Annotated in this window: 20 protein-coding genes; 10 read left to right on the top strand and 10 right to left on the bottom strand. The window is 71.7% G+C overall.

From position 1 onward, the window contains the following. Window positions 1-50 precede the first annotated feature (50 nt). From aroH to ABFX50_RS14730, 3 genes are read left to right on the top strand one after another with little or no spacing between them, the layout of a single operon-like run. Entirely contained in the window at window positions 51-410 is a 360-nt protein-coding gene (gene aroH, locus ABFX50_RS14740) for a chorismate mutase (protein ID WP_346146752.1), read from the top strand. Further along, a complete protein-coding gene (locus ABFX50_RS14735; protein WP_346146750.1) occupies window positions 407-1498 on the top strand; it encodes a prephenate dehydrogenase in 1092 nt (363 codons plus the stop codon). The genes aroH and ABFX50_RS14735 overlap by 4 nt, the downstream gene beginning before the upstream one ends. Before the next feature lie 42 nt (window positions 1499-1540). Continuing rightward, window positions 1541-2683: an NAD(P)/FAD-dependent oxidoreductase gene (locus tag ABFX50_RS14730; RefSeq protein ID WP_346146748.1), complete on the top strand. Its 1143-nt coding sequence runs from the start codon at window positions 1541-1543 to the stop codon at window positions 2681-2683. Here the strand turns inward: ABFX50_RS14730 and ABFX50_RS14725 are convergent. Then, a complete protein-coding gene (locus tag ABFX50_RS14725; protein WP_183659269.1) occupies window positions 2670-2864 on the bottom strand; it encodes a DUF2795 domain-containing protein in 195 nt (64 codons plus the stop codon). The two genes, ABFX50_RS14730 and ABFX50_RS14725, sit on opposite strands and share 14 nt — an antisense overlap. 39 nt (window positions 2865-2903) lie before the next feature. Beyond that, window positions 2904-3737: a glycosyltransferase family 2 protein gene (locus tag ABFX50_RS14720; protein WP_346146746.1), complete on the bottom strand. Its 834-nt coding sequence runs from the start codon at window positions 3735-3737 to the stop codon at window positions 2904-2906. A gap of 85 nt (window positions 3738-3822) precedes the next feature. On the opposite strand from ABFX50_RS14720, the gene ABFX50_RS14715 reads away from it, so the two are divergent. From ABFX50_RS14715 to der, 4 genes are all read left to right on the top strand, one after another. Next, on the top strand, window positions 3823-4443 hold the full coding sequence (locus ABFX50_RS14715; protein WP_346146744.1) for a TetR/AcrR family transcriptional regulator: 621 nt from the start codon (window positions 3823-3825) through the stop codon (window positions 4441-4443). Further along, complete coding sequence (locus ABFX50_RS14710) at window positions 4440-5816, top strand: carotenoid oxygenase family protein (protein ID WP_346146742.1); 1377 nt, start codon at window positions 4440-4442, stop codon at window positions 5814-5816. Before ABFX50_RS14715 ends, ABFX50_RS14710 begins: the two co-directional genes overlap by 4 nt. Window positions 5817-5956: 140 nt before the next feature. After that, on the top strand, window positions 5957-6709 hold the full coding sequence (gene cmk / locus ABFX50_RS14705) for a (d)CMP kinase (protein WP_379505799.1): 753 nt from the start codon (window positions 5957-5959) through the stop codon (window positions 6707-6709). Window positions 6710-6745: 36 nt separating this feature from the next. Then, window positions 6746-8170: a ribosome biogenesis GTPase Der gene (gene der / locus ABFX50_RS14700; RefSeq protein ID WP_183659277.1), complete on the top strand. Its 1425-nt coding sequence runs from the start codon at window positions 6746-6748 to the stop codon at window positions 8168-8170. A 3-nt stretch (window positions 8171-8173) separates the two neighbouring features. On the opposite strand, the gene ABFX50_RS14695 is transcribed toward der, so the two are convergent. Next, complete coding sequence (locus tag ABFX50_RS14695; RefSeq protein ID WP_346146739.1) at window positions 8174-10057, bottom strand: multicopper oxidase family protein; 1884 nt, start codon at window positions 10055-10057, stop codon at window positions 8174-8176. Beyond that, the gene (locus tag ABFX50_RS14690) at window positions 10054-10503 is read right to left on the bottom strand and encodes a DUF6220 domain-containing protein (protein WP_346146737.1); all 450 of its coding nucleotides are present in this window, start codon (window positions 10501-10503) and stop codon (window positions 10054-10056) included. The genes ABFX50_RS14695 and ABFX50_RS14690 overlap by 4 nt, the downstream gene beginning before the upstream one ends. Before the next feature lie 349 nt (window positions 10504-10852). On the opposite strand from ABFX50_RS14690, the gene aspS reads away from it, so the two are divergent. After that, window positions 10853-12106 carry an aspartate--tRNA(Asn) ligase gene (gene aspS, locus ABFX50_RS14685; RefSeq protein ID WP_346146735.1) on the top strand — a complete coding sequence of 418 codons (1254 nt, stop codon included), beginning with the start codon at window positions 10853-10855 and terminating at the stop codon, window positions 12104-12106. Here the strand turns inward: aspS and ABFX50_RS14680 are convergent. The 3 genes from ABFX50_RS14680 to ABFX50_RS14670 are packed head-to-tail and all read right to left on the bottom strand — an operon-like array spanning window position 12057 to window position 14666. Then, complete coding sequence (locus ABFX50_RS14680) at window positions 12057-13550, bottom strand: MFS transporter (RefSeq protein ID WP_346146733.1); 1494 nt, start codon at window positions 13548-13550, stop codon at window positions 12057-12059. The genes aspS and ABFX50_RS14680 overlap by 50 nt on opposite strands. After that, the gene (locus ABFX50_RS14675) at window positions 13547-14191 is read right to left on the bottom strand and encodes an LppX_LprAFG lipoprotein (RefSeq protein ID WP_346121054.1); all 645 of its coding nucleotides are present in this window, start codon (window positions 14189-14191) and stop codon (window positions 13547-13549) included. The genes ABFX50_RS14680 and ABFX50_RS14675 overlap by 4 nt, the downstream gene beginning before the upstream one ends. Window positions 14192-14207: 16 nt before the next feature. Continuing rightward, window positions 14208-14666, bottom strand: coding sequence for a MarR family winged helix-turn-helix transcriptional regulator (locus ABFX50_RS14670; protein ID WP_346121056.1), 459 nt, complete (start codon window positions 14664-14666; stop codon window positions 14208-14210). Here ABFX50_RS14670 and ABFX50_RS14665 point away from each other — a divergent pair. Then, complete coding sequence (locus tag ABFX50_RS14665) at window positions 14565-15443, top strand: cation diffusion facilitator family transporter (RefSeq protein ID WP_346146730.1); 879 nt, start codon at window positions 14565-14567, stop codon at window positions 15441-15443. The two genes, ABFX50_RS14670 and ABFX50_RS14665, sit on opposite strands and share 102 nt — an antisense overlap. 16 nt (window positions 15444-15459) lie before the next feature. Here the strand turns inward: ABFX50_RS14665 and ABFX50_RS14660 are convergent, their stop codons facing one another. Further along, the gene (locus ABFX50_RS14660) at window positions 15460-15639 is read right to left on the bottom strand and encodes a hypothetical protein (protein ID WP_183659295.1); all 180 of its coding nucleotides are present in this window, start codon (window positions 15637-15639) and stop codon (window positions 15460-15462) included. A 4-nt stretch (window positions 15640-15643) separates the two neighbouring features. After that, entirely contained in the window at window positions 15644-16255 is a 612-nt protein-coding gene (locus tag ABFX50_RS14655) for a 4'-phosphopantetheinyl transferase family protein (RefSeq protein WP_346146727.1), read from the bottom strand. A 76-nt stretch (window positions 16256-16331) separates the two neighbouring features. Between ABFX50_RS14655 and ABFX50_RS14650 the strand changes: the two genes are divergently transcribed. Continuing rightward, a complete protein-coding gene (locus tag ABFX50_RS14650) occupies window positions 16332-16955 on the top strand; it encodes a L,D-transpeptidase family protein (RefSeq protein WP_428834693.1) in 624 nt (207 codons plus the stop codon). Here ABFX50_RS14650 and ABFX50_RS14645 read toward each other — a convergent pair. Then, window positions 16952-17839, bottom strand: coding sequence for a hypothetical protein (locus ABFX50_RS14645; RefSeq protein WP_346146723.1), 888 nt, complete (start codon window positions 17837-17839; stop codon window positions 16952-16954). The genes ABFX50_RS14650 and ABFX50_RS14645 overlap by 4 nt on opposite strands. Between the last annotated feature and the right edge of the window lie 3 nt (window positions 17840-17842).

Raw genomic sequence — 17842 nt, 5'->3', positions numbered from 1 at the left:
AGCCCGCGCACACCGTGCGCGGGCTCCGAACCATATGAAGGGGATGTGACATGGTGCGGGCGATCCGCGGGGCGATCCAGGTCGAGGCCAACGACCGCGACGCCATCATCAGTGGGACCACCGAGCTGGTGGCGGCGGTCATGGAGCGCAACCAGCTGACCACCGACGATGTGATCAGCGTGCTGTTCACCGCGACGCCCGACCTGACGGCGGAGTTCCCCGCCCTCGCCGCGCGCAAGCTCGGCTTCCACGAGGTGCCGTTGATCTGCTGCACCGAGATCGGCGTGCCGGGCGCGCTGCCCCGTGTGGTGCGGCTGATGGCGCACGTGGAGACCGACCGTCCGCGCGTGGAGATCCAGCACGTCTACCTGCGCGGCGCGACCGTGCTACGCCAGGACATCGCGCAGTGACCACCGATCCGGTGAAGCTCGACACCGTTCTCGTTCTCGGCACCGGCCTGGTCGGCACGTCGATCGGGCTGGCGCTGCGCCAGCGCGGCGTGACCGTGCTGCTGGCCGACCGCGATCTGGGCGCCGTACGGCTGGCCAGGGAGATGGGCGCGGGCCAGGAGTGGAGCCTTGGCGACCCCGTCGACCTCGCGGTCGTCGCGGTTCCCCCCGACCACGTGGCCAGCGAGCTGCGCGGTCTGCAGCAGCTCGGCGCTGCCCGCTTCTACACCGACGTGGCCAGCGTCAAGGCCAGGCCGATCGCCGCGGCCGCCGCGCTCGGCTGCGACCTGAGCACCTACGTCGCCTCCCACCCCATGGCGGGCAGGGAGAAGGCGGGCCCGGGCGCCGCCAGGGGCGATCTGTTCCTCGGCAGGCCGTGGGCGCTGTGCCCGACGGACGAGGCCTCCGCCGATGCCAGGGAGGCGGTGCTGCGGCTGATCGAGCTGTGTGGCGCCAACGCGGTCGAGGTGGCCGCCGAAGACCACGACAGGGCCGTCGCCGTCGTCTCCCACGCCCCGCACGTGGCCGCCTCCGCGGTGGCCGCGCGCCTGGCCGACGCCTCCGACGTGGCGCTGGGCCTGGCCGGGCAGGGCGTGCGCGACGTGACGAGGATCGCGGGCGGCGACCCCGGCCTCTGGCTCGGCATCCTGTCGGGCAACGCCGCTCCCGTGGCCGAGGTGCTGGAAGCCGTCTCGCGCGACCTGTCCGAGGCCGCCGCCGCGCTGCGCGCGCTGGCGCAGGGCGACGAGAGCGCGGGCCCCGAGGTCACCGAGCTGCTCAAGCGCGGTGTCGCGGGGCACGGCAGGATTCCGGGCAAGCACGGGGGGCCTGCCGCGGCCTACGCCGTCGTGCAGGTCGTCATCGGCGACCGTCCGGGCCAGCTGGCACGGCTCTTCCAGATCTGCGACGAGGTGGGGGTCAACGTCGAGGACGTGCGCCTCGAACACGCCCCCGGCCTGCCGCTCGGCCTGGCGGAGCTGTCGGTGCAGCCCGACGCCGTGGCCGTGCTCGAGCAGGCCCTGCGCGACCGCGGATGGCAACTGCCTTAAGGGCGATGTCACAACGGGCGTCGCTCGATACGTCTGGATGGCATGACGAGAATCGTGGTTCTAGGGGCCGGCTACACCGGCATGGCGGCGGCGATCAGGGCGGCGCGGAAGTCGCGCCGCCACGGCGGCAGGGTGACGCTGGTCAGCGCCTCGCCGAGGTTCACCGAGCGGCTGCGGCTGCACCAGACGGCGGCGGGCCAGCGGCTCGCCGACCACTCCATCGAGGACGTGCTCGCCGGGTCAGGCGTCGCCTTCGTCCAGGGCTGGGTCGAGGGCATCGATCCTCAGGCCCATGAGGTACGGCTCGGCGGCGGGCGCGTGCTCGCCTACGACAAGCTCGTCTACGCGCTGGGCACCGTCACCGGCGTGTCGGTACCGGGCGTCGGCGAGCACGCCTTCCGCTACGACGACCACGCGGGCACCGTGGCGCTGGCCGAGCGCCTGCGCTCCACGCGGCAGGGCACGGTCGTGGTCGCAGGAGGCGGGCTGACCGGCGTCGAGTCGGCGACCGAGCTGGCCGAGGCGTACCCGCGGCTGCGCGTGGTGCTGCTCAGCAGGGGGCGTCCCTGCTCGATGATGGGGCCGAAGGCCCGCGCCCACGCCGAGCGCGCCATGCGCCGCCTCGGCGTCGAGGTCCGCCAGGACACCCAGGTGGTGAAGGTGCTGCCCGACGCCGTCGAGCTGGAAGGCGGCGAGCGGATCGACTCGGTCGCGACTCTCTGGACGGCGGGGACCCGCGGCCTCGCGCTGGCCCGCGAGGCCGGCTTCACCGTCGACGCCCGCGACAGGATCGTCGTGGACGCCGCGCTGCGCTCGGTCTCCCACCCCGACGTCTACTCGGTCGGCGACGCCGCCGCGGTGAGCCAGCCCTTCGGGGTGATGCACGGCACCTGCCAGGGCGGCATCCCGACCGGGCTGCACGCGGGCGGCGCGCTCGCCGACGAGGTGCGCGGCAGGACGCCCAAGCCGTTCAGGTTCGGCTACTTCCACCAGCCCGTGAGCCTGGGCCGCAAGGACGCGGTCATCCAGTTCGTCAGGGCCGACGACACCCCCAGGAAGGGCTGGCTCAGGGGCCGCTGGGCCATCATGTACAAGGAGATGGTCAGCGGCAGCCCGATCCACTCCTTCAAGCTGCTCAAGCGGGGGCTCATCCCCGCCGCCGCGCTCAAGCTCAGCTCTGGCTGACCGCCTGGGTGACCGCGTTGGGTCCGTCGTACTCGCGGTCGGGAATGGACTGCAACGCTTTGATCATCTCCTGGTCGGCCCCCTGTTCCTTGGCCGTCTTGACCAGGTCGTCCCTGCTGGCGGGGTAGTCCACGCCGGACAGGTGCTTCTGCAGTTCGATCGGATTCGGTGAGTTGCTCATGGCCTCTCGCCTACCCAGAATCGCGCGGCGGCCAAACACCTATGACGTGCGTTCCAGCAGCTCACGGGCGTTCTCGACGGCTCGGGGCAGCGTGCGGCGGCGCGCGAGGGCCCGCGGCAGCCGCGGGACGGCGTCGCGCAGCCCCTGCCGTCCTGGACTTCCGCTTCTGGCGGTCCGCAGGACCGTGCGCGTGACCACCGGCCACGGACGGCGCAGCACCGCGGTGAGCACCGCGTTGCGCGCGGCCAGGGCCAGCCTGGCGCGGGGGTCGCGGGCGGGGGAGGGGTGGTGGTGAGCGACGACCTCCTCGACGTAGGCCAGCTCCCAGCCGCGCGCGGCCAGGTCCACGGCCAGGCGTTCCTCCTCGCCGAAGAAGAAGATCACGTCGTCGAAGCCGCCCGCTTCGAGGAACGCCGTCCTGCGCACCACCGCGCCGCAGGCCAGGAAGCCCAGGACGCCGGGTCCCGCCGAGCCTGGCAGCGGCGAGCGGGCCATCAGGGTGCTGACGGGGTCGGTGCGCTCCTCCGGACCGACCAGTACCTTTCCCGCCAGTACGGCGAGGCGGGGATGGGCGTCCATCACGTCGGCGGCCCTGTCGAGCGCGCCCTTCGCCCACCAGGAGTCGTCGTCGGCGAAGGCCACGTACGGCGTGCGCGCCAGCTTCACCCCGACGTTGCGTGCGGGGGCGCCCAGATTGCGGCCCGCCTCGACGACCCGCACGTGCGGGAAGCGGCCGCGCACGAGATCGGGGGTGCCGTCGGTGGAGCCGTTGTCGACGAGGATGACGGGCCCGGCGTGCAGAGGCAGCGTCCGCTCCAGCGTCTCGCGCCTGTTCCTGGTGGCGACCACGATCGTCGTCCTCGCTTCTTCCATTCGCGGTCCTTACCCCTTGACCTGGGCGCGAGAACGGCGTAGACAGGCGGTAACGGCGTTACCACATAGAAACGGTGTTACCTCGATGACGGCTTACCAGCGGGCGCAAGAGGCGGGACAGGGGGCCGTGCGGGCCGCCATCCTCGACGCGGCCACCCACCTGCTCGTCACCGAGGGGGCGAGCGCGCTGACGGTTCGGGGTATCTCGGCCGCCGTCGGCTGCTCGACCAAGGTGATCTACACCCTGTTCGGCGGCAAGGACGGCCTGGTGCAGGCGCTCTGGCTCGAGGGTTTCGCCAGGTTCGAACGCATGCTCCTGGCCGCGAGCGACGACCCCGACCCTCTGGTCAGGCTGATGGAGTGCGGCACCGCCTACCGCGCCTACGCGCTGGCCGAACCCGACTACTACCGCGTGATGTTCGAGGGCGCCCTGCAGGGCTTCGCACCGAGCAGCGAGGCCTTGGAGTGCTCGCGCAGGACCTTCGACATCCTCACCGCCCACGTCGCCGCCTGTCTCGAAGCGGGACGGCTGCGCGGAGGCACCGCCGAGGAGATCGCCGACCTGCTGTGGATGGCCTCGCACGGCGCCACCAGCCTCGAACTGTCGGGCCATCTCACAGGGGAGCAGGCCGAGCAGCGCCACAAGCTGCTCTGCCGCTCCCTCATCCGAGCCTTCCAGACCTCCGAGGAGAGGACACCCCCATGACCACGCCCTACCGCGACGGCTTCGCCCCGGTCACCGAGGAGATCACCGCCTTCGACCTGCCCGTCACAGGGCGGATCCCCGCCGAGCTCAACGGCCGCTACCTGCGCAACGGCCCCAACCCCTTCGACCTCGACGACCCGAACGCCGCCCACCTGTTCCTCGGCGAGGGCATGGTCCACGGCGTACGGCTGCGCGACGGCAGAGCCGAGTGGTACCGCAACAGGTGGGTCCGCAACGCCGCGACGGCCCGCAGGCTGGGCGAGGAGCCGAGGAAGGGTGCCGTCCACGCCGACTTCGACTTCGCCCCCAACACGCACGTCATCGGCCACGCGGGCCGGACGTTCGCCACCGTGGAGGCGGGGGCCAGGCCGTACGAGCTGACCTACGAGCTCGACACGGTGGGCCCGTGCGACTTCGGCGGCACGCTGCCCGGGGGGTACGCCGCCCACACCAAGCTCGACCCGCGCACCGGCGAGCTGCACGCCGTCGCCTACTACTTCGGCTGGGACCACCACCAGCACGTCGTGCTCGACCCGCAGGGCAGGGTCAGCAGGACCACCGACATCCCGATCGCCGACGCCCCCATGGTGCACGACTTCGCGCTGACCCAGCGCTACGTGGTGATCTACGATCTGCCCGTCACCTTCAGCATGGACCACGCGGCCAAGGGGGCGGCGCTGCCGTACAGCTGGAACGACGAGCACCCCGCGCGCATCGGGCTGCTGCCCAGGGACGGCGGGCAGGTGCGCTGGCTGGAGGTGGAGCCGTGCTGGATCTTCCACACGCTCAACGCCTACGACGACGGCGACCAGGTGGTGATCGACGCCGTGCGCTATCCCAAGCGGTTCGTCGACGCCCGGCTCGACCTGGGCGGCCAGCCGACGCTCGACAGGTTCACCCTCGACACCGTCTCGGGCAATGTCAGCGAGACCAGGCTCGACGACAGGGCGCAGGAGTTCCCGAGGGCCGACGAGCGGCTCACCTCGCTGCCCCATCGCTACGGCTACGCCGCCGCCTCCCACGACTACGTCGACGTCGCCTACCCCGGCGACACCGGCATCGAGGACCTGCCCGACGAGGCGTTCGGCAACGCGCTCATCAAGCACGACCTGCCGCGCGGAGCCCAGGAGACCCGGACGTTCGGCAGGGGTTCGGCGGTGGGCGAGCCGGTGTTCGTCCCCTCGGAGGGCAGCGCGGCCGAGGACGACGGCTACGTGATGGCCTTCGTCAACGACCCGCGCAGGGGAGCGACCGACCTGGTGATCCTGTCCGCCCAGGACTTCAGGGGCGATCCCGTCGCCACCGTCCACCTGCCCGCGCGGGTGCCGCTCGGCTTCCACGGCAGCTGGATCCCCGACACCGAGGGACAGTGAGAGACGCCCTCGGAGCTTCCCGACCGGCTCATGCAGGAGACCGGACGTCCGGCCGAGGGCAGGCCGGGCCGGGCGTCCAATCCCGTGGTCACAAGGCGGTAGCCTCTTGAGGTTGGGAAAACGTGAAAAGGGAGAAGGCCGTGAGCGGTCTGGTCGTCGCCATGGACGGTCCTTCGGGGTCGGGTAAGTCGAGCGCGTCGCGCGGAGTGGCCCGTGCGCTCGGTCTGCGCTACCTGGACACAGGGGCGATGTACCGCGCGATCACCTGGTGGATGCTCCAGCGGGGCGTCGACCTGTCCGACCAGGCGGCGATCGCCTCACGCGCGGGCGAGCCCGCGCTCGACTCGGGCACCGACCCCGACGCGCCCACCATCCACGTCGACGGCGTCGACGTGGCGGCCCCGATCAGGAGCCAGGAGGTGACCGCCGCGGTCTCGCTGGTGGCCGCCGTGCCCGAGGTGCGGGCCAGGCTCGTGGCGCTGCAGCGTGAGATCATCGGCTCGGGCGACATCGTGGTCGAAGGCCGCGACATCGGCACCGTGGTCGCCCCCGGCGCGACGCTCAAGGTCTACCTGACCGCGAGCGCCGAGGCCAGGGCCACTCGCCGTACGGCGGAGCTGAACGGCACCGCGGAGCCGAACGGCACCACGGTCGAGGCGCAGCAGGCCGCGATGGCCAGGCGTGACACCCTTGACTCCACACGCAAGACCGACCCTCTCTCGATGGCGGATGGCGCCGTCGAGCTCGACACCACCGCGCTGAACCTGGAAGAGGTCATCGCGGAGGTATTGAGGTTGATCACGGAGCGAAGGAGCTCGGCGGGAGAGAGCGAGGCTCGAACCGATGCCAACGAGCGCCGAAGCGGTCGCGACCATATACACGAGCGCGCCTGACGATCAGGTGCGGTACTCAAAGGAACGAAGAGAACAGTGACTACGGGGGAGTACGACGACGCCGGCTGGATCGAGGCCGAGCTCGCCGACATGGAGATCTCCACTGACGAGGAGGAGCACGAGGCGGTAGCCCTGCCCGTGCTCGCCGTCGTGGGGCGGCCGAACGTCGGCAAGTCGACGCTGGTCAACCGCATCATCGGCCGTCGCGAGGCGGTCGTCGAGGACGTGCCGGGCGTGACCCGCGACCGCGTCACCTACGACGCGACCTGGCGCGGGCGGCGCTTCACCGTCGTCGACACCGGCGGCTGGGACCCCGACGCGACGGGCATGAACCTGCGCATCGCCGAGCAGGCCCAGATCGCGGTCGAGCTGGCCGACGTGATCCTGTTCGTGGTCGACGCCGTCGTGGGCGCCACCGACGCCGACGAGATCGTCGGCGGCGTGCTGCGCTCCTCGGGCAAGCCGGTCATCCTGGCCGCCAACAAGGTCGACAACCAGCAGATGGAGCTCGAGGCGACGTCGCTGTGGTCGCTCGGCCTCGGCGAGCCCTACCCGGTCTCCGCGCTGCACGGCCGCTCCTCCGGCGACCTGCTCGACGTGGTCCTCGAGGCGCTGCCCGAGACGCCCAAGCAGACCTTCGGCGAGGCGAAGGGCCCGCACAGGGTGGCGCTGCTCGGCAAGCCCAACGTCGGCAAGTCCTCCCTGCTGAACAAGCTGGCGGGCGAGGAGCGGGTGCTGGTCGACCCCATGGCGGGCACCACCCGCGACCCGGTCGACGAGCTGATCGACCTGGGCGGCACCACCTGGCGCTTCGTCGACACCGCGGGCATCCGCAGGCGCGACCGCGAGCTGCAGGGCGCCGACTTCTACGCCGCGATGCGCACCCGCGCCGCGCTGGAGAAGGCGGAGGTGGCGATCGTGCTGATCGACGCCAGCGAGCCGCTCACCGAACAGGACCTGCGCATCATCGGCCTGGTCATCGAGTCGGGCAGGGCGATGGTCGTTGCCTTCAACAAGTGGGACCTGGTCGACGAGGACCGGCGCTACTACCTGGAGAGGGAGATCGACAGGCAGCTCGTCCGCACCCCGTGGGCGCTGCGCGTCAACATCTCCGCCAAGACGGGCCGCCACATGGACCGTCTGGTGCCGGCGATCGAGAAGGCCCTCGACTCCTGGTCCACCCGGGTGCCGACGGCCAGGCTCAACGCCTTCCTCACCGAGCTGGTGCAGCAGACGCCGCCCCCCGTGCGCGGCGGCAAGCAGCCGAAGATCCTCTTCGCCACCCAGGCCTCGACCGAGCCGCCGAAGTTCGTGCTGTTCACCTCGGGCTGGCTGGAGGACACCTACCGGCGCTTCATCGAGCGCAGGATCCGCGAGGAGTTCGGGTTCGCGGGCTCGCCGATCGAGGTCACGATGAAGATCCGCGAGAAGCGGAAGGGCGGACAGGCGCCGAAGAAGTAGCCCTCACTCCGGGTGGTTGTGGCCGTCGAGGGCGAAGGGGCTGCGCACGCCGTCATAGGCGAGGTGCAGCGTCATCCCCTCGGCGGCGTGGGTGAGCTCGTGGCAGTGCGCCAGCCACACGCCGGGGTTGCCGGCTCTGAGCGCCACCTCCCACACCTCGCCGGGGCCGACGTCGAAGCTGTCCATCCAGATCGGCGCGGCCTTCACCCCGTCGCGTGAGAGCACCAGCACGTGGTGGCCGTGCGGGTGCATCGGGTGCGGCTCGCCGCCGCGGTTCACCACGGTGAAGCGGATCCACTCACCCTGCTTCACCAGGGCGGGCGCCACCCTGGGCCAGACCTGCCCGTTGACGGTGTGCGACAGCCTGGGGACGCCGCCGCGCAGCGCGATCAGCCGGTCCAGCACCCAGGTGTAGGAGCGGTCGAAGCGCCGGGGCGCCTCGGTGCCTCCCGAGCCGTACCGGGTGATGTCGATCAGCGGACCCGCGGAGGGCGCGGGGGCGGCGCCCACACCCGGGGTCAGGAGCAGTCCCGCCGCGCCCGCCGACATCAGCACGGGGCGCGACGGCATGGTGAAGACCAGGTCGTAGCGGCCGCCCGCGGCCAGCTGGGCGCGCTCGTCCCGCAGCGTACGGCCGGTCACGGGCAGGCCGTCCACCGCCGCGATCCGGTACGGCACGCCGCTGACGCCCAGCGTGTGCGGGGCGTTGTCGGTGTTGGCCACCCGCAGACGCACCGGCGTGCCGGGGGAGAGGGTCCTGGTGGCCAGGCCGTCGGCGGGAGGCGCGTCCGCGAGCGCCACCGTGAGGGCGCCGCCGAAGGTGTGCAGCGCGACGGGCTCGTCGAACCCCTCGGGGGTCACGGGGTCCACGGTGAACATGCCGAAAAGCCCCGCCTGCAGGGCCCTGTTGGGCGTCTCGTGCGTGTGGTACCAGTAGCTGCCGGGCTGGTCGGCGCGGAAGCGGTAGACGAACTCGCCTCCCTCGCGCACCGCGTTCTGGGTGAGGCCTGGCACACCGTCCTCGCCGTTGGGCACGTGGTAGCCGTGCCAGTGCAGCGTGACACCCCTGTCGGGAAGCAGGCTGCGCAGGCGCACCTCGACCGTCTCGCCCTGCCGTACACGCAGGGGCGGGCCGGGGGAGCGGCCGTCGAAGGTCAGCGCCTCGACGCCACGCCCGGAGGCGAGCCTGATCACGGCGGGCCTGGCGGTCAGGGTGAAGCGGCGCACGCGGGTGGCGTCGGCGGGCCCGCGCAGCGCGGTGACGTCCACGGAGCCGGCCGAGGCCAGCCGCAGCGACGAGGGAAGGCGGGCGTTCCACATCGACAGCCCGCTCCAGGCCAGCGCGGACAGCGCCACCACGGCTCCCGCCACGCGCCAGGCGCGCCCTGGAGGTCCTGTGCGGGTGAGCATCGACCAGGTGGCCGGCGCCCCGCCGAGCACGGCCAGCGCCAGGACCACCGACAGGTAAGGCGAGAGCGGATAGCCCATCCCCAGCGCGACGACCACCCCTGCCGCCGCCGCGTAGGCCGAGGTGAGCGGGAAGATCAGAGTGAGCGGGCCGAAGTGGCCGCGCAGCAGTCGCGGCAGCGAGAGCACGGCGGCGGCCAGCGCGGGCGGCAGCAGCAGCGGCAGTGCCAGCAGCGCCTTCTCCGCGGCGAACCACCAGCCGTGCCCGGCGAGCGCCACGGTCGTGGCGAGCCTGCCCGCCGTCGCGAGCAGGGCGAGGGCCACCAGCGCCGCCGACCACCAGGCCGCGCGGCGGGCCGCGCCGCGGCCTTCCCTGACGGCTGCGCGGGAGAGCAGCAGGTGGCCTCCCGCGAAGCCCCACGAAACGGCGACCAGAATGACCAGGATCCGGTCGAGCGCGATCAGCGCGGCCGCGCTCACACCGTTTCGGTCGCCTGGTAGCCCGCCGCGTTCCTGGCGTGCGCCTGCGCGCCCCGCCACGCGGAGATCGCCGCGCCCAGCATCAGCACGCCGACGATGGCGTGGAAGCCCAGCACGTACAGGCTGCCGGGGGTGGTCCTCTCCATCGTCGCCCCAGCCAGCTCCGCCAGCGGGAACAGCACGAACATCTGGATCGCGACCAGCACGATCGGCGCCACGCACAGGCCGATCAGCCTGCCGGGCGCGCGGGCGACGGCCGCGACGATCGTGGCGACGAGCGAGACGGCGGGGATGACCATGAAGCCGTTCATGACGTGCCAGCCGATCGCCGCGGTCTCCGGGTCGGCCGGCTCGGGCGTCTCGAACGCGCCGTAGGTGGCCAGGTAGAACTGCAGCACCACGAGGGCGAGCTGGATCACGGTGAAGACGACCAGGACCTTGCGCATGTCGTGCTCCTCAGGGATCGGTGCTCCCCATGCTGGGCGCGGACCGGTCCTCGCGCATGAGTAGCCCCATACTCACCCGCTCTGTAACGCGTGTATGATCTGCGCCAACACGTCGAGGGAGACGAGTAACCCGGGCCTCGGAGGGCCGAGAGAGCCGCCGGAAGCTGTGAAGGCGGACCCGACGACCCGGGCGAAGACACTCCTGAGTGCGGGGAGGAAATGCCCCGCCGGTCTGACCTCCGTCACAGGGTCGTGTGAGGCCGTCCGCGAGGGCGGCGAAGGCGCGGTGGCACCGGGAGTCCCCTTCTCCCCCGCGTCCCCAAGGGATCATACGGCTCAAGGAGTTGTGATGATCTCTCGTGTCCTCTCGGCGGAGCTCGCGGAGCACGCCGGACAACGAGTGAAGGTCGCGGGGTGGGTTCACCGCCGTCGGCTGCTGAAATCGGTTTCCTTCCTCATCGTGCGCGACCGCACGGGCCTGACCCAGGCCGTCTGCTCGGGGGAGCTTCCCGTCGAGGAGAGCGTCGTCGAGGTGACGGGCACCGTCACGCTCAACCCGCAGGCGCCGGGCGGCGTCGAGCTGACCTCGCCCGAACTCGCCGTGCTGGCCGAGCCCGCGAAGGCGCCGCCCTTCGACCTCTACAGGCCCACGGTCCCCGCCGCGCTGCCCACGATCCTCGACCACGCGCCCGTGGCGCTGCGCCATCCCGCGCTGCGCGCGCCGTTCGAGATCGCCGCGGCGAGCGTCGCGGGGTTCAGGTCGGCGCTCGACGGCCTCGGCTTCACCGAGATCCACACGCCGAAGATCGTCGCCTCGGCCACGGAGTCGGGCGCCGACGTCTTCGGCATCGACTACTTCGGCAGGCCCGCCTATCTCGCGCAGTCGCCCCAGTTCTACAAGCAGGCGATGGTCGGGGTGTTCGAGCGGGTCTACGAGGTCGGCCCCGTCTTCCGCGCCGAGCCGCACGACACCGCCCGCCACCTGGCGCAGTACACCTCGCTCGACGCCGAACTGGGGTTCGTGCGCGACCACCGCGACGTCATGGCGGTGCTGAGGGAGGCGCTCGCGGGGATGACCGAGGAGGTACGGCGCCGCGCGGCCCCCGCCCTCACCACCCTCGGCCTCACGCCGCCCGAGGTGCCGGAGGAGATCCCCTCGATCCACTTCACCGAGGCCCAGGCGATGACCGGCGAGGACGAGCCGGACCTGTCGCCGGCGCAGGAGCGGTGGCTGTCGGAGTGGGCGCGCAGGGAGCACGGCTCGGAGTTCCTGTTCGTCACGGGATACCCGATGGCCAAGCGCCCCTTCTACACCTGCCCCGACCCCGGAAGGCCAGGTCACTCCAACGGCTTCGACCTGCTGTTCAGAGGGCTGGAGCTGGTCACCGGCGGCCAGCGGCTGCATCGGTACGAGGACTACCTGGCGGTGCTGGGCGAGCGGACGGAGCCCTACGAGGGGTACCTGTCGGCCTTCGCGCACGGCATGCCGCCGCACGGCGGCTTCGCGATCGGCCTGGAGCGATGGACCTCCAGGCTGACCGGGGCCGCCAACGTCAGGTCGGCGACGCTGTTCCCTCGCGACCTGCACCGCCTGGCGCCCTGACCAGGAAAGCGACCGCCGCGCCGAGCGCGCACAGCGCGGCGGTCGCCACGAACATCTCGGTGTACTCCACCCGCAGCGCCGCCCGCACCTGCTCGGTGTAGGCGGCCAGCTGCCTGGCGTAGGTGGCCGCGTCGACGCCGACGGGCAGCGGGGTGTCGAGGTCGGCGGTGAGCGACTGGAAGCGGTAGAAGCCCCACGACGACACCGCCGCGATGCCGATCAGCATGCCCATCATCCTGGCCACCACGACCGCCGCCGAGGCGACGCCGTGCTGGGCGGCGGGCATGACGCGCAGCGCGGCCGAGGAGACGGGCGCGATCACCAGGCCGAGCCCGGCCCCCGCGACCACCAGGTCGAGCGGGCCCGTCAGCGAGCCCGACAGCAGCCAGAAGCCCGCCGTGGCCACAGCGAAGCCCGTCACCATGACGGGCGGCTCGCCGTACCGGCTGGTGAGCGGGCCGCCCAGCAGCGCGCCCGCGACGAGCGCGCCGAGGAACCAGGCCAGGGTGAGCGCGCCGCCCAGCGCGTCGGCGCCGAACAGCGTCTGCGCGGACAGCTGCACGAAGACCATCGTGACCAGCAGCGCGGCCCCCGACAGGAAGCTGACGCCGAGCGTGGCCAGCAGCGGCCTCTTGGGCAGGCCCGTGAGGTCGAGCAGGCGGACGGGCGAGCGGATCTCCCACCACACGAACGCCGCCGCCACGACCAGCCCCGCGCCGACCAGCGGCAAGCCCCACGGGGGCAGCACGGCCTTGGCGGGATCGGGGTTGTACAGGCCGACGACCAGCAGGCCGAGCGAGAGGGCCAGCAGCGCGCCGCCCGTCACGCCCACCCTGCCCTCCCTGACGGGGGAGGAGGGGACGGTCCGCTGCACGGCGTACGCCGCGAGGGCCGCCAGCGGCACGTTGAGCCAGAAGATGGCGTGCCAGCCGCCCAGCTCCACACCGGCCAGCTGGAAGGCAGGCAGCAGCGCCACGACGGCGCCGTACAGCGGGCCGAGGGCGCTGCCGAGCTCCTGGGCGGCTCCCACCGCGCCCAGCGCGACGGGCCGCTCGCGGTCCTGCCACAGGTCGCCGACCAGCGCCATCGTGATCGGCAGCAGCGCGCCGCCCGCGACGCCCTGCACGGTACGGCCGGCCACGACCATGGGCAGGGAGACGGCCAGCGCGGTCAGGACCGAGCCGAGAGCGAACAGGGCGAGGCAGACGTGGATGAGGGGACGCCTGCCGTACCGGTCGGACAGCTGGCCGAGCAGGGGCATCGCGGCCACGTAGCCCAGGAGGAACCCGGTGACCACGGGCGTGACGCGCTCCAGGCGGTTGACGGGGACGCCGACGTCCTGGGCGATGCCGATCAGGACGGTGACGACCACGTACGCGTCGAGCGCTGCCAGCAGGACGGCGGTGCCGCCCACCCCGAGCGCGACGCTGCGGCGCAGGCTCATCCGGCGGGAGGGGTGACGGTGACGGGCGCGTCGTAGTCGGTCAGCGTCACGGTGACCGAGCCGCCCTCGAGCGGGAGGGTGATCCTGTTGAGTCGGTGGGAGGCCGCGTCGACCCAGAGCTTGCCGTTGATGTCGGTGGTGACACCGGGGATGAGCGTGCCCATCGTCTTGCCGGGGAAGGTGGCCGCGACCCGGTAGGAGCCGTCCTCCTCGGCTTCGGTGACCGGCTTGACCAGCCCGCGCAGCAGGGTCGAGACGCCCTTGTCCGGATGCAGGAGTGTGGAGGGGTCGTAGCCGACCCCCGCCATGAGCGCCTGCTTGGGCAGCGTCTGGAAGCCGCCCGTCAAGCCCTTGAAGTGGACGGTTTCGCCGATCATGGCGAAGCTGAACTCCTGGAGGCTGCCGAAGATCGAGATCTGGAGCGTCCCGTCGGCGTCGCCCTTGGCGGTGAGCCTGCCGTCGGCCTTCTTGAGCTGGAGCTTCGGCGCGCCGTCGGTCGTGATCGCGAACGACGCGCTCGTGACCGCCTTCATCGCCTCGGCGGACTTGGTGACCAGCTCAGGGCCCTGTGGCAGGGCCTCCTGGCTGGAGCAGGCCGTCAGCGCCAGCGCGAGGACGACGGGGAGGAGCTTTCGCGGCATGCCCGGATCGTAGCGCTCAGCGGACGCTCTTGAGGTGTTCGAGTATGGGAGTGTAGGCCCGCTCCAGCGCTTCGAGCTGGTCGTCGGTCAGCAGATCCACGAAATGGTCGCGGACGCTGGCCACGTGATGCGGGGCGACGCGCTGCATCGTCGCCCACCCCTCGTCGGTCAGCACGGCGAAGGTGCCGCGCCGGTCGTCGGCGCAGTCCTCCCTTGACACCAGCCCCGCGGCCTCCATGCGGGAGATCTGGTGAGACAGGCGGCTGCGCGACTGGATCGTGGCGTCGGCCAGGTCGCTCATCCTCATGCGTTTGCCTGGGCTCTCCGACAGGTTCACGAGAATCTCGTAGTCGTTCAGGGACAGACCGAACTCGTGCAGCTCCCTGTCGAGGCGGTGCGACAGGAGCTTGTGCACGGCGAGGTGGGCACGCCAGGCGCGCTGCTCTGTCGTGGTAAGCCAGCGGGGCGTGCTCATGATCTCAACTTACCTCTCAAGCGACCTGGACGACCTCGTCGAAGTCCGGACGGCGCCGGTGGGGGAGGGGCGCGTGCTGCTCGGCGCGCCTGCCGACGTCCGCCACGGCGACGGCCGCATGGTCGCCCCATCACCCACGGCTTCCACACGATCTCCCACGGGGAGAACCTGTCCGACCTCACGCTGTCCTACCTCGTGCTGGCCGTCTCGTTCGTCATCGAGGCCGTCTCGTGGCGCAAGGCGATGTCGCAGGTGCGCGCCGAGGCGGGGCGGCTGGGGGTCAGCCGGCGCGCCTACGTCGCGCGCACGTCGGACACCGCGCTGAAGGCGATGCTGTTCGAGGACTCCGCGGCGCTGGCGGGGCTGGTGATCGCGGCCCTCGGGCTGCTCGGCGCGCAGCTGACGGGCGACCCTGCGTGGGACGGCGTGGCCTCGGTGGTGATCGGCGTGCTGCTGCTGGCGATCGCGCTCAACCTGATCGCGGCCAACGTGTCGCTGCTGATCGGGCAGGCCGCCCCACGCGGGATGGAGACGCGGATCAGGGCGACGCTGCTGGCTCAGCCCGAGGTCGAGGACGTGGTGGAGCTGCTGACCATGATGCTCGGGCCGGGGCGGCTCATGGTGGCCGCGAAGATCGACTTCAGGGACGAGGCGAGCGCGGCCGGTCTGGAGATCGCCTGCGACGAGGTGGACAGGCGCCTGCGCGAACGCTACCCCGGCATCGTCCAGGTCTTCCTGGACCCGACGCCCACGCGCGCCGACAGGAGAGGCGAGTGACGGCGGAAGGGGCCTTCTAGGCGTAGAAGTGCATGACGACCGCCAGCCCCACGAAGTGCATCAGCACCACGGCGGCGATCAGGAAGACGAAGACGAACTTGGCGGGACCGTGTTCGAAGTGCTTGCCCTCTTCGAGAGGCTTGCGCTGGGCCACACGGTCGGCGATGCGCTCCTCGAGCGGCTTCTTGTAGAACACGCCCTTATTCTACCGCCGCCCACCTGGCAAAACGGTCGGTGACAATGGTCACAAGCACCCCCTCGGCGGTCGTCAGCTCCAGGAAGTGACGGCCCTGCCACTCGAACCTGGGCCCCTCTCCCACCTGCGCGAGGTCCACCTCGCGCAGCCGGTCGAGGGTCAGCTCGCCGCGTTTGATCAGCGCCTCCTTGCGCGCCCACAGCCTGATCAGCCCGGCGTTGTCCGTGACCGTGGCCCGCTCGCCCGCGGTCAGCGCCTGACCCGCCAGGCCCTCGTCCAGCGGCCCGGGGGGCACCAGCTCGGCGTCCACGCCGACCCTGCCGTGGCCGACGGCCGCGCACACGTAGCCGCGCGTGTGGCTGAGGCTGACGCCCAGCTCGGGCGCCTGCTCCAGGTACGGCCTGCCGTGCCCCGGGCCGTGCACCTCGCAGTGCTGCAGCAGTGTGACCTTCTCGGGTGGCAGGCCGAGGTAGGCGGCGGCGCAGTGCCGTACGAGCAGGTGGGCGGCGACGAACGCCGCGCGGTCGGCCTCGCGCAGGAACCTGGTGGCCCGCTCCCGCTCGACGCCGGTCAGCCACTCCTGCGAGCCGCCGACCTCGTCAACCTTGCCCCCCATAGCGACTGGATCATGCATTTGCCCAGATTAGAGGTCATCATCGAACTTGTCAGGGCATGGGCGGATCATGAGTGTCTTGGGGAAAGCGGTGCCGCTGGGCGCGGCTCTCGCCGTGCTCTGCGCGGGGCCCGCACTGGCCGAGCTGAAGGCGGGCGACTCGGGCGCCGGGGTACGGCAGATGCAGGACAGGCTGCACGAGCTCGGCTACTTCGTGGGCGCGAGGGGAGGGACCTACGGCCCGCTCACCGTCCAGGCCGTCTACGCGCTGCAGAAGGCGGCGGGCATCGAGCGCACGGGCGTCTTCGACCGGCGCACCAGGCAGGCGGCGCGCAAGGGCGTCCTCCCCAGGCCGCGAACCCTGCCAGGACGTCAGGTGCAGGTCGACCTCAGGCGCCAGCTGCTCATGGTCACCCGCGACGGTCAGGTGCAGCTGGTGGTCAACGCCTCCACCGGCTCCTCCGCCACCCCCACCCCGGCGGGCGCGTTCAGGGTCACCAGGCAGATCGACGGGATCCGCAGGGCCGAGCTCGGCTCGCTCTACAGGCCCAAGTACTTCGTCGGCGGCATCGCCGTCCACGGATCGGCCTCGATCCCGCCCTATCCCGCCTCGCACGGCTGCGTCAGGGTGAGCAACGCGGCCATGGACCACCTGTGGCGCGACAGGCGGATGCCGGTCGGCGGCACGGTCATGGTGTTCTAGTCGTCCTTGCCGAGCTTGGTCTCGGTCTCCTTGGCGGCGCCGAGCACGGTCACGTCGCTGACCTTCCAGACGCCCTTCTGCTTGATCATGACGAGCTTGAGGTGGGTGCCGAGGACGTTGCGCACCGCCTCCTTGCTGGTGACCTGCTGGTCGACCGAGATCAGCGCCTTGGCGCTCACCTCGTCGACCTCCGACAGGTAGACCTCGCGGACCGTCGCCTTGGAGACCGCCTCCAGCTTGATGATCACCTGCTCCATCGGGCCGCCGAACGCCTCGTCGTAGGTGGCGAGGAAGTTGCCCGCCGTCATCGCGATGACCTGGCCGCGGGTGGTCTGCAGGTCCTTGTAGTCGTAGCTGAGCAGGGTGGTGGCGAAGGAGCCTGCCGCGCCTGACACCTCCAGACGCAGCTGACGGTCGTGCTCCAGCGGGGCGAGCTGCCCCTGCAGGCGGTCGGCGGTGAGCCACTGCACGACGGCCGCGCCGCCGGTGGCGGCCAGGACCAGCGCCAGCACCGCCCCCACCGCCACCCCCCGCCAGCGCGCCCCCTTCGCCCCGACGGTACGGCCGGCGCCCCCCTCGGTCTCGGACGCCTCGGCCTGAACCTCGGCCTGCTCCTCCGCTCGAGCCTGAACCTCGGCCCGCTCCTCCGCTCGAGCCTGCGCCTGCTCCTTCGCCGGTTCCTCGGCGCGCTCGTCCGCCCGCTTCGTCGTCCGAGCTTCGGCCTGCTCCTCGGCCCGGGTCTCAGGCACGGACTCGGTCTCGGCCCGGGTCTCAGGCACGGACTCGGTCTCGGCCCGGGTCTCGGACTCGGTCTCGGGTTTGGCGTCGGGCTTCGGCTCGGCTGCGAGGGAGGTGTCCTCGACGATGCCCTGTTCGGTGGTCATGTG

The sequence above is a fragment of the Nonomuraea recticatena genome, assembly GCF_039533245.1.
GTDB lineage: Bacteria > Actinomycetota > Actinomycetes > Streptosporangiales > Streptosporangiaceae > Nonomuraea > Nonomuraea roseola.
The sequence above is the reverse complement of the archived record's forward strand: the minus strand, read 5'-3'. Positions and strand labels throughout refer to the sequence as shown.

Bases quoted from the DNA above. Each gene is read 5' to 3' on its own strand.
- ABFX50_RS14720 (WP_346146746.1), bottom strand. From the start codon at position 3,737: ATGGAAGAAGCGAGGACGACGATCGTGGTCGCCACCAGGAACAGGCGC.
- ABFX50_RS14710 (WP_346146742.1), top strand. From the start codon at position 4,440: ATGACCACGCCCTACCGCGACGGCTTCGCCCCGGTCACCGAGGAGATC.
- ABFX50_RS14670 (WP_346121056.1), bottom strand. From the start codon at position 14,666: ATGAGCACGCCCCGCTGGCTTACCACGACAGAGCAGCGCGCCTGGCGT.
- ABFX50_RS14680 (WP_346146733.1), bottom strand. From the start codon at position 13,550: ATGAGCCTGCGCCGCAGCGTCGCGCTCGGGGTGGGCGGCACCGCCGTC.
- ABFX50_RS14725 (WP_183659269.1), bottom strand. From the start codon at position 2,864: ATGAGCAACTCACCGAATCCGATCGAACTGCAGAAGCACCTGTCCGGC.
- ABFX50_RS14730 (WP_346146748.1), top strand. From the start codon at position 1,541: ATGACGAGAATCGTGGTTCTAGGGGCCGGCTACACCGGCATGGCGGCG.
- ABFX50_RS14655 (WP_346146727.1), bottom strand. From the start codon at position 16,255: ATGGGGGGCAAGGTTGACGAGGTCGGCGGCTCGCAGGAGTGGCTGACC.
- aroH (WP_346146752.1), top strand. From the start codon at position 51: ATGGTGCGGGCGATCCGCGGGGCGATCCAGGTCGAGGCCAACGACCGC.
- aspS (WP_346146735.1), top strand. From the start codon at position 10,853: ATGATCTCTCGTGTCCTCTCGGCGGAGCTCGCGGAGCACGCCGGACAA.
- ABFX50_RS14645 (WP_346146723.1), bottom strand. From the start codon at position 17,839: ATGACCACCGAACAGGGCATCGTCGAGGACACCTCCCTCGCAGCCGAG.
- ABFX50_RS14675 (WP_346121054.1), bottom strand. From the start codon at position 14,191: ATGCCGCGAAAGCTCCTCCCCGTCGTCCTCGCGCTGGCGCTGACGGCC.
- ABFX50_RS14715 (WP_346146744.1), top strand. From the start codon at position 3,823: ATGACGGCTTACCAGCGGGCGCAAGAGGCGGGACAGGGGGCCGTGCGG.
- ABFX50_RS14690 (WP_346146737.1), bottom strand. From the start codon at position 10,503: ATGCGCAAGGTCCTGGTCGTCTTCACCGTGATCCAGCTCGCCCTCGTG.